Annotated in this window: 18 protein-coding genes; 13 read left to right on the top strand and 5 right to left on the bottom strand. The window is 70.3% G+C overall.

What is annotated here, in order from left to right; translation table 11 throughout:
- Positions 1-220: 220 nt before the first annotated feature.
- From G6N61_RS04470 to G6N61_RS04435, 8 genes are all read left to right on the top strand, one after another.
- On the top strand, positions 221-1,000 hold the full coding sequence (locus G6N61_RS04470) for an iron reductase (RefSeq protein WP_163917442.1): 780 nt from the start codon (positions 221-223) through the stop codon (positions 998-1,000).
- 191 nt (positions 1,001-1,191) lie between these two features.
- A complete protein-coding gene (locus G6N61_RS04465; protein ID WP_235887408.1) occupies positions 1,192-1,614 on the top strand; it encodes a PaaI family thioesterase in 423 nt (140 codons plus the stop codon).
- 150 nt (positions 1,615-1,764) lie between these two features.
- Entirely contained in the window at positions 1,765-2,067 is a 303-nt protein-coding gene (locus tag G6N61_RS04460; RefSeq protein WP_163917441.1) for an urease subunit gamma, read from the top strand.
- A gap of 7 nt (positions 2,068-2,074) precedes the next feature.
- Positions 2,075-2,422, top strand: a complete 348-nt coding sequence (locus tag G6N61_RS04455; RefSeq protein WP_163917440.1) for an urease subunit beta — start codon at positions 2,075-2,077, stop codon at positions 2,420-2,422.
- Positions 2,419-4,140 carry an urease subunit alpha gene (locus G6N61_RS04450; protein ID WP_163917439.1) on the top strand — a complete coding sequence of 574 codons (1,722 nt, stop codon included), beginning with the start codon at positions 2,419-2,421 and terminating at the stop codon, positions 4,138-4,140. Before G6N61_RS04455 ends, G6N61_RS04450 begins: the two co-directional genes overlap by 4 nt.
- A gap of 14 nt (positions 4,141-4,154) precedes the next feature.
- On the top strand, positions 4,155-4,790 hold the full coding sequence (locus G6N61_RS04445) for an urease accessory protein UreF (RefSeq protein ID WP_163917438.1): 636 nt from the start codon (positions 4,155-4,157) through the stop codon (positions 4,788-4,790).
- A 10-nt stretch (positions 4,791-4,800) separates the two neighbouring features.
- Positions 4,801-5,475: an urease accessory protein UreG gene (ureG, locus tag G6N61_RS04440; protein WP_163917437.1), complete on the top strand. Its 675-nt coding sequence runs from the start codon at positions 4,801-4,803 to the stop codon at positions 5,473-5,475.
- Between the two features lie 6 nt (positions 5,476-5,481).
- Positions 5,482-6,108: an urease accessory protein UreD gene (locus G6N61_RS04435; RefSeq protein ID WP_163917436.1), complete on the top strand. Its 627-nt coding sequence runs from the start codon at positions 5,482-5,484 to the stop codon at positions 6,106-6,108.
- Positions 6,109-6,124: 16 nt separating this feature from the next.
- Here the strand turns inward: G6N61_RS04435 and G6N61_RS04430 are convergent, their stop codons facing one another.
- The 3 genes from G6N61_RS04430 to G6N61_RS04420 form a co-directional block, all read right to left on the bottom strand.
- Positions 6,125-7,510, bottom strand: a complete 1,386-nt coding sequence (locus tag G6N61_RS04430) for a type II NADH:quinone oxidoreductase Ndh (RefSeq protein WP_163917435.1) — start codon at positions 7,508-7,510, stop codon at positions 6,125-6,127.
- Between the two features lie 127 nt (positions 7,511-7,637).
- Positions 7,638-8,567, bottom strand: a complete 930-nt coding sequence (locus G6N61_RS04425; protein ID WP_163917434.1) for an LLM class F420-dependent oxidoreductase — start codon at positions 8,565-8,567, stop codon at positions 7,638-7,640.
- An 85-nt stretch (positions 8,568-8,652) separates the two neighbouring features.
- Complete coding sequence (locus G6N61_RS04420; protein ID WP_163917433.1) at positions 8,653-9,327, bottom strand: SDR family oxidoreductase; 675 nt, start codon at positions 9,325-9,327, stop codon at positions 8,653-8,655.
- 129 nt (positions 9,328-9,456) lie between these two features.
- Between G6N61_RS04420 and G6N61_RS04415 the strand changes: the two genes are divergently transcribed.
- From G6N61_RS04415 to G6N61_RS04400, 4 genes are all read left to right on the top strand, one after another.
- Complete coding sequence (locus G6N61_RS04415) at positions 9,457-10,266, top strand: ABC transporter permease (RefSeq protein WP_163917432.1); 810 nt, start codon at positions 9,457-9,459, stop codon at positions 10,264-10,266.
- A complete protein-coding gene (locus G6N61_RS31325; protein WP_163917431.1) occupies positions 10,256-11,392 on the top strand; it encodes a sulfate/molybdate ABC transporter ATP-binding protein in 1,137 nt (378 codons plus the stop codon). Before G6N61_RS04415 ends, G6N61_RS31325 begins: the two co-directional genes overlap by 11 nt.
- Positions 11,393-11,590: 198 nt before the next feature.
- On the top strand, positions 11,591-12,568 hold the full coding sequence (locus G6N61_RS04405) for an APA family fibronectin-binding glycoprotein (RefSeq protein ID WP_163917430.1): 978 nt from the start codon (positions 11,591-11,593) through the stop codon (positions 12,566-12,568).
- Positions 12,569-12,685: 117 nt separating this feature from the next.
- Positions 12,686-12,985, top strand: a complete 300-nt coding sequence (locus G6N61_RS04400; protein WP_163917429.1) for a GlsB/YeaQ/YmgE family stress response membrane protein — start codon at positions 12,686-12,688, stop codon at positions 12,983-12,985.
- Positions 12,986-12,988: 3 nt separating this feature from the next.
- Here the strand turns inward: G6N61_RS04400 and G6N61_RS04395 are convergent, their stop codons facing one another.
- Entirely contained in the window at positions 12,989-13,456 is a 468-nt protein-coding gene (locus tag G6N61_RS04395; protein WP_163917428.1) for a hypothetical protein, read from the bottom strand.
- Positions 13,457-13,566: 110 nt separating this feature from the next.
- Here G6N61_RS04395 and G6N61_RS04390 point away from each other — a divergent pair, with 110 nt between their 5' ends.
- On the top strand, positions 13,567-14,151 hold the full coding sequence (locus G6N61_RS04390; protein ID WP_163917427.1) for a CGNR zinc finger domain-containing protein: 585 nt from the start codon (positions 13,567-13,569) through the stop codon (positions 14,149-14,151).
- 6 nt (positions 14,152-14,157) lie between these two features.
- Here G6N61_RS04390 and G6N61_RS04385 read toward each other — a convergent pair whose 3' ends face one another.
- Entirely contained in the window at positions 14,158-14,928 is a 771-nt protein-coding gene (locus G6N61_RS04385; protein WP_163917426.1) for a CPBP family intramembrane glutamic endopeptidase, read from the bottom strand.
- Between the last annotated feature and the right edge of the window lie 22 nt (positions 14,929-14,950).

The raw sequence follows: 14,950 nt of genomic DNA, 5'->3' as shown, positions 1-14,950 counted from the left end.
AACAGCCACGGTCCGTTCACTCTCCTGAGCAGTGAGATCAGAGTACTACGGCGTACTACGGTGCGTCGTATCCACGGTGATCGCCATTCGGCGTCGTCACCGGATCCAACGAGTTCGTCAGTGCGCCGCCATCTCCCGATCGTCTGTGAGTCCAGTCACAACGTATTTCGCCCTTCTTCGCCCTCACTATAGTAAGGCTAACCTAACTGAGGGAGACTCCATGACGATCGTGGTCGACGACCCGCTCATCTCGCGGATGGCGATCGCGCAGACCTTGCCGCTGCACGAATCCAGCCGCCGGCTCCGCGAGCTCTACCCCGAGTGCCCGCGGGTGTACGGCGTGGCGGTGATGGGCGATCTGTCCCGCCGCCGGTGGTGGCCACTGGCCGAGGCGCTGACGACCGACCGGCTCGCGCACATGTACGAGGCAGCCGTGGCCGAGACCGACAGCCGCGCCGCGGTCTGCCAGCAGCTGGCCGCGACGCTCGCGCACGTGGTCGTCGGCCGCGTGGTCCCGCTACTCGCGATCGAGGGTCGAGCCTGGGACACCGGGCTCGAGAACCTGTGGGTGCACGTCGACTCCGAGGGCGCGATCGACTGGGTCGGCGTCGTCGATCCGACGCTGCGGGCGCTACCCGACGACCCGTACTTCGGCGGCCGCCCCGGCATGCGCCGCAGGCACGCCGCGCGCGACCGCATCGTCGCGCTGCCCAGCGAGGCCGCCCTGACCACGTGGGTCGCCCACCGCAGTCACCGGGCGCTCGAGCCGCTGTTCGACCGGCTGTACGCGGTGAGCGAGGGAGCGCTGTCGGTCGCCGCGATGTGGCACCTCGTAGGGGGCGCCGTGGTGAGCGCGTCGACGCAGGTGCCGCTACTGGCCGGGTCGAGCGAGCTGACCGCCATGCGTCGCGGGCAGGCCGTTCTCGACGCCCTGGTGGGCTTTGGTGCGCCCGTGCGCGGTTCGAGCAGAACCTGCGCGACGAAGGTCTTGCTTAATTAGGCAAGCCTTGCCTATGCTTACTTCGAGCGCGACGAACGACGACAACTCCATGAACCACCGGACCGAGCCGGAGTCCTGAGGGCTGCAGAGACCCCCGGTCCATTCGAAGGGAGGGCCCCGCACATCACGTGCGGGGTCCTCCCGCATCTCCGGGGTACGACGCGGCGGGCGACCGAGAGCGTGTTAGACCTATGACCGTGACTTCTGACATGTCGGCCTTCGACGGCGGTTTCAGTGACGTACTCGGCCTGACCTACCTCGAGGCGACGCCCGATCGCGTTCGCGCCGAGCTGCTCATCGACGACCGCCTGCTCCAGCCGCACGGCATCGTCCACGGCGGGGTGTACTGCTCGGTCGTCGAGAGCGTCGCCAGCGTCTCGGCAGGCGTGTGGCTCGAGTCCACCGGCGGTGGGCGCAACGTCGTCGGCGTCAACAACAACACCGACTTCCTGCGCGCCATCAAGGCCGGTGTCGTGACCGCGACGTCGACGCCCATCCATCGGGGCCGCCGCCAGCAGCTGTGGATGGTCGAGATCGCCGGCGTCGACGGCCGGCTGGTCGCGCGCGGCCAGGTGCGGCTGCAGAACCTGCCCGCCGACGTCCCGGAGGCCTGACGCCTCGCGACGTCTACACCACGGTCGTGAATTCCGACGGATCCACGACGCTGGTGTAGTTCTCGCGAGAACTGGGGTCGGCGCCCACGCGCCCGCACGCTCGCACGTGAGCGCTGCCGAGTGCGGCGCGCCGTGGCAGGATCGCGCACTATGCGTTTGAGCCCCCATGAGCAGGAACGTCTGCTCCTGTCCTATGCCGCGGAGTTGGCCCGCCGCCGACGGGCCCGGGGACTGCGGCTCAATCACCCCGAGGCCGTGGCGCTGATCACCGACCACATCCTCGAGGGCGCTCGCGACGGGCGCACCGTCGCCGAGCTGATGGTCAGCGGCCGTGGCGTTCTCGGCCGCGACGACGTGATGGACGGCATCCCCGAGATGCTGCACGACGTGCAGGTCGAGGCGACCTTCCCCGACGGCACCAAGCTCGTAACCGTCCACGACCCGATCTCGTGAGGCAGCCATGACCAGCCAGGATCCCCAGCCGGAACGGGCACCGGTCGTGCCCGGTGAGGTGTTGTTCGGCGACGGCGAGATCGAGCTGAACGCGGGCGCGGCCCGGATCGAACTGGACGTCGTGAACACCGGTGACCGGCCGGTGCAGGTGGGCAGCCACGTCCACCTCCCGCAGGCCAATGCGGCGCTGGACTTCGACCGCGCCGCCGCGCACGGCCACCGGCTCGACATCGCCGCAGGCACCGCTGTGCGCTTCGAACCGGGCGTGGCGCAACGGGTCTCACTCGTACCGCTGAGCGGGACGCGTGAGGTGTACGGACTGTCGCTCACGCCGCCGGGAAGGCTGGATTCATGACCGCACTGTCCCGCGAGCGGTACGCCGCACTGTTCGGCCCCACCACCGGCGACCGCATCCGGCTCGCCGACACCGACCTCGTCATCGAGATCACCGAGGACCGCAGCGGCGGGCCGGGACTCGCGGGCGACGAGGCCGTCTTCGGTGGCGGCAAGGTGCTGCGCGAGTCGATGGGGCAGTCCCGCGCATCCCGCGCCGACGGAGCGCCCGACACCGTCATCACCGGCGCGGTGATCCTCGACCACTGGGGAATCATCAAGGCCGACATCGGCATTCGGGACGGCCGCATCGTCGGTATCGGCAAGGCGGGCAACCCGGACATCATGTCGGGCGTCCATCCCGACCTCGTCGTCGGACCGTCGACCGAGGTTATCTCGGGCAACGGGCGCATCCTCACCGCGGGCGCCATCGACTGCCACGTCCACCTGATCTGTCCGCAGATCATGGAGGAGGCACTCGGCGGCGGCATCACGACGATCGTCGCAGGCGGTACGGGCCCTGCCGAGGGCAGCAAGGCCACCACGGTGACGCCGGGGGAGTGGCACCTCGCCCGCATGCTCGAAGCCCTGGACACCTGGCCGCTGAACGTCGCCCTGCTCGGCAAGGGCAACACCGTGTCGGCCGACTCGATGTGGGAGCAATTGCGGGGCGGGGCAGCGGGTTTCAAGCTGCATGAGGACTGGGGCACGACGCCGGCGGCCATCGACGCCTGCCTGACCGTGGCGGACGCGGCAGGAGTGCAGGTGAACCTGCACAGCGACACGCTGAACGAAGCGGGTTTCGTGGAGGACACGCTCGCGGCGATCAACGGGCGCGCCATCCACGCCTATCACACCGAGGGCGCAGGCGGTGGGCACGCGCCCGACATCGTCACCGTCGTCTCGCACGGCAACGTGCTGCCCAGTTCCACCAACCCGACCCGACCGCACACCGTCAACACCCTCGACGAGCACCTCGACATGCTGATGGTGTGTCACCACCTGAACCCCAGCGTGCCAGAGGATCTCGCGTTCGCCGAGAGCCGGATCCGGCCGTCCACCATCGCAGCGGAGGACCTCCTGCACGACATCGGAGCCATCGCGATGATCGGCAGCGACGCCCAGGCGATGGGCCGGATCGGGGAAGTGGTGCTGCGCACGTGGCAGACCGCGCACGTGATGAAGCGCAGGCGCGGCGCACTGGAGGGCGACGGGCGCGCCGACAACAACCGCGCCCGCCGCTACGTCGCGAAGTACACGATCTGCCCGGCGATCGCGCACGGTCTGGAGAACGAAGTCGGCTCGGTTGAGGTCGGCAAGCTCGCCGACCTGGTGCTGTGGGAGCCTGCGTTCTTCGGCGTCCGACCCCACGCCGTCCTCAAGGGCGGGATGATCGCGTGGGCCGCGATGGGCGATGCGAACGCGTCGATCCCCACACCGCAGCCGGTCCTGCCACGGCCGATGTTCGGGGCGTCGCCGGCAGCGGCCGCTGCGACGTCGGTGCACTTCGTCTCGCCCCAGGCGATCGAGGACGGTCTGGCCGACCGGCTGGCCGTGATCCGGCGCCTGGTCCCCGTCGGAAACGTCCGCAAGGTGGGCAAGGCGGACATGCCGCTCAACGACGCGCTGCCGCGCATCGAGGTCGACCCGGACACGTTCACCGTTCGCATCGACGGCGACGTGTGGGCCGAAGAACCCGCCGCGGAACTGCCGATGGCGCAGCGCTACTTCCTCTTCTAGCCGGGCCGTCGACGATGACCGGACTGGCCACGCTGCTCGCGCTCTCGGACTCGCGCCTGCCCACCGGCGGGCACGTGCACTCCGGCGGCGTGGAGGAGGCCGTCACCAGCGGCCTCGTCGCCGACCTGCCCGCACTGCGCGCGTTCCTGGTCCGCCGCATCCGCACTCACGGACTGGTGACCGCCTCGATGGCCGCCGCGGTGCACGGTGGCACGCTGGACCCGGCCCGCGCCGATCTCGAAACCGACGCCCGCACACCGGCACCGGCCGCGCGCGCTGCGTCCCGCGCGCAGGGCAGGGGGCTGCTGCGGCTGGCCCGGCGGGTCTGGCAGGAGCGCGACTGGGCGCCGCTCGGCACGAAGCCGCACCTCGGCGTCGCGGCCGGCGCCGTGGGCGCCGCGAGCGGGTTGTCGCCCGAGCAGACCGCGTTGTCGCTGGTGTACACGACGATGACCGGCTCGGCGACGGCCGCGCAACGCCTCCTGGCCCTCGACCCTGGCGACGTCGCCGCCCTCACCTTCGAACTGTCGGGGCTGTGCGAACGCACCGCCGCCGAGGCGGCGAAGGAACTCGCCGACCTGTCCGATCCACTGCTCGACGTGCTCGCCCAGCGCCACGTCGAACGCGAACGACCACTCTTCGTCTCCTGAAAGGCCCCTCATGCCACCGCATCTCATCGACGGCGAACCGCACACCCACGTCGAGCGCCCGCGTCGCGCCCGCCGGCCGGGGGAACCGCTGCGCATCGGCGTCGGCGGACCCGTCGGATCGGGCAAGACCGCTCTGGTCGCCGCACTGTGCCGGCAGCTCCGCGACGAACTGTCACTGGCGGTGCTGACCAACGACATCTACACCACCGAGGACGCCGACTTCCTGCGCAGGCACGCCGTGCTGCCCGACGAGCGCATCACGGCCGTGCAGACCGGCGGCTGCCCGCACACCGCGATCCGCGACGACATCACCGCCAACCTCGACGCCATCGACGACCTGATCGCCGCCAACCCGCGGCTCGACCTGATCCTCGTCGAGTCCGGCGGCGACAACCTCACCGCGACGTTCTCGTCGGGGCTGATCGACGTCCAGATCTTCGTGATCGACGTGGCCGGTGGCGACAAGGTGCCCCGCAAGGGCGGGCCGGGCGTGACGTTCTCCGACCTGCTGGTGATCAACAAGACCGACCTGGCGCCGATGGTCGGCGCGGACCTCGACGTCATGCGGCGCGACGCGGCCAAGGTGCGCGACGACCGGCCGTTCGTGCTGATCTCGCTGACCGACGACCCGACCGCGGGCCCGGTGCTGCAGTGGGTGCGCGAGCAGTTGCGCGTGTCGGTGTAGCGAGCCGTGCTCTCCGAGGTCCTGATCGTCGCGCGCAAGGGGCGTCAGCCGCACATCGAGTGTCACGGCGGGCTCGCCGCCCGGCGCACCGAGCGCGACACCGTGCACCTGGTGTCGGCGGCGGCGACACCGCTGGGCGGGGACACGCTTTCGATCCGCATCGTGGTGGAGGCCGGCGCCCGGCTGGTCGTGCGCAGTGCCGCGGCGACGATGGCGTTGCCGGGAACCACGTCGCGGGAATCGCGTTCGACCTGGGACCTGCAGGTGGCTGGCGACCTGGACCTCGACCCGCAACCGACCATCGTGGCGGGCGACTCCCGCCACGTCACGTCCACGCGGCTGACCGTCTGCGGTGGCGGCACCGCGCGGCTGCGCGAACGCGCGCAGATCGGGCGGTCGTTCGAGCGGCAGGGATTCTGGTCGGCGGCGCTGCACGCCGACGTCGACGACCTACCGCTGCTGCGCCACCGGGTGAAGCTGGGCACCGGGGCGGTCGCCGACGACGCGCTGGGCGCGCCGCGGGCATGCGTCAGCGAATTGCGTTATCCAGCACCGGCTTTCGAGGCGCGCGGGACGCTGCTGGAACTCGCCGCGGGGGGTTGCCTCGCGACGTGGCAGGGCGACCGGCTCTAACTCCCGGTCGCCCCGGCTAGGACGCCGCCTTCTCCTCCTGCTGCACCGAGGCCGCTATCTCCTCGAGTTCCTCGATCCTGGTGCGGGCGTAGGCCTGCTGCTCGGTGATCGTGAGCTGCCCGCGCTGGCGGCCGAGGAACGTCACGGCCCAGGACAGCAGGGTCGCGATCTTGGTCTTGAACCCGACGAGGTAGATGAGGTGCAGCCCGAGCCACGCAAGCCAGGCCAGGAAGCCGCCGAACTCGAGCTTGCCGACCTGGGCGACGGCGTTGTACTTCGAGACCGTGGCCATCGAGCCCTTGTCGAAGTACTTGAACGGTTCGCGGGGCTTGGGCATGTTGCCGTGCTCGCGCGCCTTGACCTCGTTGTGCACGATCTTCGCGACGTACTTCGCGCCCTGGATGGCGCCCTGGGCCATGCCGGGCACGCCCTCGACCGAGGCCATGTCGCCGACGACGAACACGTTGGGGTGGCCCGGGATCGACAGGTCGGGGTTCACCTTGACGCGGCCCGCCCGGTCGACCTCGGTCTCGGACTGGGCGGCGAGGTCCTTGCCCAGCGGGCTGGCGGCCACACCGGCCGACCACACCTTGCAGGCGGACTCGATGCGCCGGCTGGTCCCGTCCTGGTCCTTGACGGTGATGCCGTTGCGGTCGACGTCGGTGACCATCGCGTTCAGCTGGATCTCGACGCCCATCTTCTCCAGCCGGTCCTGCGCCTTCCTGCCCAGCTTGGGGCCCATGGGCGGCAGCACGGCGGGCGCGGCATCCAACAGGATGACGTGCGCCTCGGTGGGGTCGATGTGCCGGAAGCTGCCCTTGAGCGTCTGGTCGGCGAGCTCCTGGATCTGCCCGGCCATCTCGACGCCGGTCGGGCCTGCGCCGACGACCACGAACGTCAGCAGCTTCCTGCGCCGCTCGGGATCGCTGGACCGTTCGGCCTGCTCGAAGGCACCGAGGATGCGAGCGCGCAGTTCGAGCGCGTCGTCGATGGTCTTCATGCCGGGCGCCCACTCGGCGAAGTGATCGTTGCCGAAGTAGGACTGGCCCGCGCCCGCGGCGAGGATCAGCGTGTCGTAGGGCGTGCGGTAGGTGTGACCCAGCAGCACGGAGTCGACCATCTTGCGCTCGAGGTCGACGTGCGTCACGTCGCCGAGCAACACCTGGGCGTTGCGCTGCTTGCGCAGGATCAGGCGCGTCGGGGGAGCGATCTCGCCCTCGGAGATGATGCCTGTGGCCACCTGGTACAGCAGCGGCTGAAACAGGTGGTGGGTGGTACGGGCGATCAACTTGATGTCCACGTCGGTGCGCTTGAGCGCCTTGGCGGCGTTCAATCCGCCGAACCCCGACCCGATGATGACGACCTTGTGCCGATCCGATGCCGTAGCTCCGGGATGGCTCATTTCTGCTCCTCGACCGATGACCCGCTTCTGACGTTGTGTACAACGACCACGTTAGTCTGCGGGCTTCCCCGTAGCGCGGTGAGATAACCCACCGCGCTACGGCGTCACGAAGTCGGCCGCTACGGCGTCACGCCGTGAGCAGCGGCTTGAGCAGTTCGGCAACCGCGGTGGCGCCGCCGGGCTGGTAGCCGTTGATGCTGGTCACGGGGCTCAGGATCACACCGTCGACGCCCGCGTCGAGCACCTTGGTCTTGATCTGGTCGGCGACCTGCTCGGGGCTGCCGAAGACCGCCTGCTGGCGGAAGTCCTCGGGGATGAGGTCGGCGGTGACGTTCTCGTCGATCATGGCGACGACGAGCATGCTGGTCTCGAGGGTGGCCGGGTCGCGCCCGATCTCCTCGCAGCGCTCCTTGACGACAGCCAACTTGCGGGGCAGCTCGTCAAAGCCCGCGATGATGTTGAGGTGGTCGAAGTGCTTGGCCGCCAACGGGATCGTCTTCTTCTCGCCGCTGCCGCCGATCATCAGCGGGATGTGGTCGCGGAAGCGCGGCTCCGCCATCGCCTCCTGGGTCTTGTAGTACTTGCCCGACACGGTCGGCCGCTCGCCGGCGAGCATCGGCAGGATGATGTCGAGTGCCTCGCCGAGCTTGTTGAAGCGGTCGGTGAAGGTGCCGAACTCGAAGCCGAGCGAGTCGTGCTCGAGTTCGAACCAGCCGGTGCCGATGCCGAGGATGGCGCGGCCCTGGCTGATCACGTCGAGGGTGGTGATGGCCTTGGCCAGCAGCGTGGGCTGCCGGTAGCTGTTGCCGGTGACCAGCGTGCCGAGCTGCACCTTCTCGGTCGCCGCCGCCAGCGCACCGAGCGCGGTGTAGGCCTCCAGCATCGGCTGGTCGGGCGTGCCGAGGCCGGGCAGTTGATAGAAGTGGTCCATCAGGAAGACCGAGTCGTAGCCGGCCGCTTCGGCTTCACGCGCCTGGGCGATCACGGTGGGGAACATCTCCTCGACACCGGTGCCGTAGGAAAAGTTCGGGATCTGGAGTCCGAGTCGAATCGTCACGCATTCGACCCTATCCACGAAGTGGTGTGCGCCGTCGTGCGTTTCGCTCGGCGCGAAGCCCGCCAGCTGCGGGAATAAACCGGCGTCAGCCGAAGTTCGCCAGTGCCCCGTGGCTCACGTGCAGCGTCTCGCCGGTGATGTGCCGGGCTGCGGGAGTGGTCAGGAACAGCGCGAGGCGGGTGATCTCCGCGGCGACTGACGCACTGGTGTCGCCGACGCCGTCGTACCCGGGCTCGGCGCCCTTGCCCGCTGCCACCGTGTTCATGGTGATGCCGCGAATGCCGAAGTGCGTGGCCTGCCCCGCGGTCCAGTTCGACATGGCGGCCTTGACAGCGGCCTCCGGGCTGCCTTCGGCCACGGTGCCGGGGACCACGTTGACGATCGATCCGCCGGAGTTGAGCTGGTCGCCCAGGATCTGCACCGTCAGCACCGCCGAGAGCATGGTGGCGTCGAGAGCGGATCGCCACGCGGCGGCGCGGTCGGCCAGCGAGTAGGTGCGCGGGTCGCCGTCGTTCCGACGCGGCGATGGCACGTTCACGATGGTGTCGATGTGATGCGGGAACTCGCCACGCGCGGCCTCGAGGGCAGCGGGGTCGGTGTTGTCGAGGACGATGAAGTCGACGTCGAGTTCCTTTGCGGCGACCTCTAGTTCGTCACGGCGGGCACCGGCGATCACGACCTGATGCCCGGCATCGCGGAAACCCTGTGCGATGGCGCGACCAAGCTCCGTGTCACCGCCGGTGAGAAGCACCTCAGACACCACGACCTCCTCGTGTTCAACGCTGAACCCAGCGAGTCGACGCCATGTTACTGGACAGTAGCTACGGCGCGAAATTCGCCACGCCGTCCGTCGCCGAACCGTGGTCGGCCGGTGACCTAGGGTTGGCTCGTGTCCGGAACCAGCCGGCCCGCGGGTCTGCCGCGCTGGCTCTTCGTCCCGGCGGCGATCGGGGCGGCGTTCGTGGCGCTGCCGCTCGTCGCGGTGGTCGCCCGGGTCGACTGGCCGCGTTTCGCCGGCCTGGTGACGAGCCCCTCCTCGCTGAGCGCATTGCGACTGAGCCTCGAGACCGCGGCGGCCAGCACGGTGCTCTGCATCGTCGTCGGCGTGCCGATGGCGCTGGTGCTGGCCCGCAGCGGCTCGCGCGTCGTGCGGTGGGCCCGGCCGCTGATCCTGCTGCCCCTCGTGTTGCCGCCGGTCGTCGGCGGCATCGCGCTGCTGTACGCGTTCGGCAGGCTGGGCCTGCTCGGTCGGCACCTGGAGGCCCTCGGCGTCGACATCGCGTTCACCACGACCGCGGTCGTCCTCGCGCAGACGTTCGTCTCGCTGCCGTTCCTGGTGATCGCACTCGAGGGGGCAGCGCGCACTGCAGGCACGGACTACGAGATGGTCGCATCGACGCTGGGCGCCAGGCCGACGACGGTCTGGTGGCGGGTCACGCTGCCCCTGCTGGCGCCGGGCCTGGTGTCAGGGGCGGTGCTGGCCTTCGCCCGCTCGCTCGGCGAATTCGGCGCGACGCTCACCTTCGCCGGTTCCCGAGAGGGCGTCACCCGCACGCTGCCGCTGGAGATCTACCTGCAGCGCGAGTCCGATCCGGAAGCGGCGGTCGCGCTGTCGGTGCTGCTGGTGGTGGTGGCCGCGGTGGTCGTCGTCGGCCTCGGTAGCCGCAGGCTCAGGGCGGGCGGCGCCAATGCGTGGTGACGGTAGTGCGTTTGGCGGCGGCGGCATCTCGGTGCGCGCGGTGGTCGGCGCACGGGGTCTGGACGTGGAGTTGTCGGTCGCACCGGGGGAGGTGCTGGCGCTGCTGGGACCCAATGGTGCGGGCAAGTCGACGGTGCTGCACGTCATCGCGGGCATCGTTGCGCCCGATGCCGGCTCGGTGCGGGTCGCCGACCGCACGTTGACCGACGCCGCGGGCGGTGTCCATGTCGCCACGCACGATCGGCGGGTGGGGTTGCTCCTGCAGGATCCGCTGCTGTTCCCGCACCTGACCGTCGCCGCGAACGTCGCCTTCGGGCCAAGGAGTTCGAAGCGTCTGGGCCGCAACGACTCTCGCGAGGCAGCGCGGCGCTGGCTCGCCGAGGTGGATGCAGCCGATCTGGTGGACCGCAGCCCGGCACGCCTCTCGGGCGGTCAGGCGCAGCGCGTGGCACTGGCGCGGGCACTGGCGGCCGAACCCGACGCGTTGCTGCTCGACGAACCGTTGGCCGGGCTGGACGTGGCCGTCGCGACCGCGATGCGCAAGGTGTTGCGCGGCGTGCTCACCGCCGGTGGCCGGTCGGCGATCCTCGTCACCCACGATCTGCTCGACGTCGTGACGCTCGCCGATCGCGTGGTGGTGCTCGAGCAGGGGCGCATCGTCGAATCCGGCACGGCCACGGGTGTACTCGGCGCGCCACGCAGTTTCTTCGGCGCGCGCTTCGCGGGGGTCAACCTGGTGGCCGGTCGACGGTCGGGCCCGGATTCACTGGTGACCGAGTGGGGCAGCACCTGGCACGGGGAGGCCCCAGAACCGGCGGCGCTGGATCCGGCGGCCCGGGACACGTCGGCCGCCGAGCCCGTGGTGGCGGTGTTCCCGCCGTCGGCCGTGGCCGTCTACCGCGACGAGCCGCACGGCAGCCCGCGCAACACCGTCGAGGTGGTGGTCGCCGAGTTGGACAGCCGCGGTCCGGCGATCCGGGTGCGCGCCGACGAGCAACCGGACGGGGCGCCGGGTCTGGCAGCCGACGTCACCGGGGAGGCGGCGGCCGATCTGGGGCTCGCCCCCGGCGAGCGGGTGTTCTTCACCGTCAAGAGTCAGGCGGTCACGCTCCACTCCCGGCCGTAACGCCCTACGGGACGGGCGCGATGGACGTGTCAGAACACCCCGGCACCGGCGTGGCGCGGCCGTCCGGGGCCTCGTCGTGCCAGCAAACTCAAGCATCCGGTCTCGGCTGTCATTTTCTGGTCGCAGCAACCTCGCAGTTCGACACTTTAAGAGCAACTCACACTTGCGTCACAGCGGTGACACGGTAGTTTCTTCCCCATGCAACACCCCGACGGACGCTCCCGACGACGCGCAGGTCTCACGACACTGGCCGCCGCCGCGGCCACCAGCGCGACTGCGCTCTCCCTGATCCTGCCGGGCTCCGCCGCGGCCGAGCCGGTTCCGGCGCCTCCGCCGCCGCCGCCCGCTCCCGCCCCCGCGGTTCCGCTGCCGCCCCCGGGACCTCTGGTCCAGGCGCCGCCGCCCCCGCCGCCTGCGGACCCGAACGCGCCGCCACCACCGCCCGCGGATCCGAACGCGCCGCCCGCCCCCGGCGCACCGCCACCACCACCACCGCCCGAGCCGGGCCGCGTCGAGAACGCCGCAGGCGGGCTGAGCTACGTCGTCCCCGAGGGATGGAAGGTGTCGGAGCAGACGCAGCTGTCCTACGGCCAGGCGCTGCTGACGAAGATCCCGCCCGCAGGCAGCGAGCAGGCTCCGAACGACACCAGCGTGCTGCTGGGCCGCCTCGATCTCAAGCTGTTCGCGGGCGCCGAGGCCGACAACGCGAAGGCCGCGGCTCGCCTCGCATCGGACATGGGCGAGTTCTTCATGCCGTTCGCCGGCACGCGGCTCAATCAGCAATCGGGTGCGCTCGACGCCGCAGGCATGCCGGGCGCCTTCTCCTCCTACGAGGTGAAGTTCACCGACACCACGAAGCCGAACGGCCAGATCTGGGCAGGCGTCGTCGGGAACCCGCTGCCGCCGAACGCCCCCCGCAGCCAACGCGCTCCGGAACGCTGGTTCGTGGTGTGGCTGGGTACGGCCAACAACCCGGTCGACAAGGGTGCCGCCGTCACGCTGGCACAGTCGATCCGCCCGTACACGCCGCCGCCACCACCACCGCCACCGGACCCGAACGCCCCGCCGGACCCCAACGCGCCGCCGCCGGACCCGAACGCGCCGCCGGCCCGCCCCGGAGTGGGCGTCCCGGTTCCGGTCACCGACGCGCCTCCCGGAATGATGCCGCCGCCCTGAGTCGGGTTCGCGGGTAGCCCCGATCGTGTTGCCTTCGTTCCCCGGATCGTTACCCGCGCTGGGTATACCGGGGACAGGCCCGGCACTTCGCCGTGGCCATGAAGGCAGGAGTTTCCGATGGACGTAATGGCTGCTACCGAGTTCCTGGCCCGCTCCACGACGCAGACCAGCGTTGGATGGATCGGCTACATCATCATCGGCGCCATCGCCGGCTGGATCGCGGGCAAGATCGTCAAGGGCGGCGGCTCGGGCATCCTGATGAACATCGTCATCGGCATCATCGGCGCGCTGATCGGCGGGTTCCTGCTGAGCTTCTTCCTCGACACGGCCGGTGGCGGCTGGTGGTTCACGCTGTTCACCGCCATCCTCGGCTCGGTGATCCTGCTGGCCATCGTCGGCGCGGTGCGCAAGCGCTGACGTTCAGAGCGCCGCGAGCACGCCGCGCATCGCTGCCGCGACACTGCCGCGGTCCGATCGGTACAGCGGTCCTCGCCCGTCGGCGAGCAGGATCCGCAGCCGCGCGACCCCGCGTACGCGGGCAGGCGAAGGTGACTCCAACCGGTCGATGACGCTGTCTATGACGTCGGCGGCTTGATGCACCGCGTCGCCGCGTACGGGGACGCGTCCCTGGCTCAGCGAGGTGCCGGCCTCGGCGTCGTGCAGCACGACGCGAAGTGCATTGGCCAGGTCGGCTCGCTCGGCGTCGGTCGACAGGCGCGCGCCGTGCACCTGGAGCGCCGAGCCGGGTCCGGGATCCACGCCCGCCTCCAACTCGCAGTCGTAGCGGTAGGAGAAGACCCGCGCACGCAGTCGCGCCAGGACCGACGGCGCGACGACCGGGTAGCCCGCCCCGACCTCGTCGGCGACGGCGCCGGGGTTCGAAGCCAATCGTTCTTCTCGCATGTCTACGACCTCCTCGGTGACTGGTGTTCACGCTATAGCGGTCACGCATGACCGGTCAACCGTTTTTACTGGTCATCAAGCGCTATAGTCGGTCCATGCCCGCCACCCTCGTCCTCGACGACCCGGACGAGACCAAACCCGCGCCCGGCCCGCTGCGTCGGGTGCAGGCGCTGATCAACACCCTCGACCGCGAGACGAACGACGATCAGCTGGCCGACCGCGAGGGCGCCCCGCCCCTGCTGGTGGAACTCGGCCTGCTCAGCCCCGACGCCCGGCTCGACGGCAGCGATCTGGATGCCGTCACCGGGGTACGGGAAGCCCTGCACGCACTCGTCCTCCACAACGCCGGTGGCCCTCGACCCGATGCCCGCGCGCTGCGGCCGATTCGCGACCTCGGGGACCACGCGCTGCTCCGGGTTCGGCTGGACGCCTCGGGCGCCGTGGCAGTGGCGCCCGCCGACGATTCCGTACGCGCTCGCCTCGCCGGGTTGCTGACCGTGGTGTCCGAGGCGCAGCGCGCAGGCACCTGGGAGCTGCTGAAGGCCTGCGCGAACGACGAGTGCCTGTGGGCGTTCTACGACCGTTCGCGCAACCACGGGGGAACGTGGTGCGACATGTCGGGGTGCGGCAACAAGCTCAAGAACCGCGAGTTCCGGGCGCGCAGGCGCTCGACGCGCTGAGACCGATCAGGTCGAGACGTGCCAGACCAGGGCCGCGGCCAGGGCACCGAGACCGTTGAGCGACCAGTGCAGCGCGATCGGCGCGATCAGGCTGCCGCTACGACCGCGCAACCACGTGAAGACGAAACCCGCTGCCCCCGTGGCGATCACGGCCAGCACGACGCCCGCGACCATCCCCGCGACGCCGCCGCCGAGGATGCGGGTGAAGCCGACGTTGCTGCTCGTCAGCCCGAGTGACGTGGCGACGTGCCACAGGCCGAACAGCAACGACCCCGCGGCCGCCACGCCGCGGAAACCCCACGCCCGCGTCATCGCGCCGTGCAGGACGCCGCGGAAGACGAGTTCCTCGGGGATCACCGTCTGCAGCGGGATGATGATCATCGAGGCGAGGAACGCCCCGGACAACGTCGCGTAGTGGTCGTTCATGAACATCGGTCGCGTCCACGGCAGGGCGACCCCGATCGCGATCACCGCCGCGACCAACGCGACGGCCGCCAGCGCGTAACCCGCGCCGGACCTCCAGTGCTCGCGTCCGAGACCCAATTCGGCCCACCCCAGGCCGCGCGAGCGGACCAGCGCCACCAGACCGGCCGCCGCCAGCGGCACGGTGACGACGTTGGCCCACGGCGTGGTGAAGTGCGCAATGAGGTTGGTCAGTGCGAGGACCACCACCACGACGCCGATGTCGACGTAGGTGCGGTAGTGGTTCAGTGCGGACAACTGGCCCAGCAGCGGATGCGCAACGGCATCGGCGGGCAGCGCACTGGTCTCGGACATGACCGGCCAAGTGTATGTGGCA

Origin of the sequence: Mycolicibacterium arabiense (assembly GCF_010731815.2) — a bacterium.
GTDB lineage: Bacteria > Actinomycetota > Actinomycetes > Mycobacteriales > Mycobacteriaceae > Mycobacterium > Mycobacterium arabiense.
Note: the sequence above shows the minus strand (reverse complement) of the source record. Positions and strands in the feature narration are given on the sequence as shown.

What these genes read in the sequence shown, in the direction of transcription:
- G6N61_RS04470 (WP_163917442.1), top strand. Translation starts at nt 221, where the DNA reads ATGACGATCGTGGTCGACGACCCGCTCATCTCGCGGATGGCGATCGCG.
- G6N61_RS04465 (WP_235887408.1), top strand. Translation starts at nt 1,192, where the DNA reads ATGACCGTGACTTCTGACATGTCGGCCTTCGACGGCGGTTTCAGTGAC.
- G6N61_RS04460 (WP_163917441.1), top strand. Translation starts at nt 1,765, where the DNA reads ATGCGTTTGAGCCCCCATGAGCAGGAACGTCTGCTCCTGTCCTATGCC.
- G6N61_RS04455 (WP_163917440.1), top strand. Translation starts at nt 2,075, where the DNA reads ATGACCAGCCAGGATCCCCAGCCGGAACGGGCACCGGTCGTGCCCGGT.
- G6N61_RS04450 (WP_163917439.1), top strand. Translation starts at nt 2,419, where the DNA reads ATGACCGCACTGTCCCGCGAGCGGTACGCCGCACTGTTCGGCCCCACC.
- G6N61_RS04445 (WP_163917438.1), top strand. Translation starts at nt 4,155, where the DNA reads ATGACCGGACTGGCCACGCTGCTCGCGCTCTCGGACTCGCGCCTGCCC.
- ureG (WP_163917437.1), top strand. Translation starts at nt 4,801, where the DNA reads ATGCCACCGCATCTCATCGACGGCGAACCGCACACCCACGTCGAGCGC.
- G6N61_RS04430 (WP_163917435.1), bottom strand. Translation starts at nt 7,510, where the DNA reads ATGAGCCATCCCGGAGCTACGGCATCGGATCGGCACAAGGTCGTCATC.
- G6N61_RS31325 (WP_163917431.1), top strand. Translation starts at nt 10,256, where the DNA reads ATGCGTGGTGACGGTAGTGCGTTTGGCGGCGGCGGCATCTCGGTGCGC.
- G6N61_RS04405 (WP_163917430.1), top strand. Translation starts at nt 11,591, where the DNA reads ATGCAACACCCCGACGGACGCTCCCGACGACGCGCAGGTCTCACGACA.
- G6N61_RS04400 (WP_163917429.1), top strand. Translation starts at nt 12,686, where the DNA reads ATGGACGTAATGGCTGCTACCGAGTTCCTGGCCCGCTCCACGACGCAG.
- G6N61_RS04390 (WP_163917427.1), top strand. Translation starts at nt 13,567, where the DNA reads ATGCCCGCCACCCTCGTCCTCGACGACCCGGACGAGACCAAACCCGCG.
- G6N61_RS04385 (WP_163917426.1), bottom strand. Translation starts at nt 14,928, where the DNA reads ATGTCCGAGACCAGTGCGCTGCCCGCCGATGCCGTTGCGCATCCGCTG.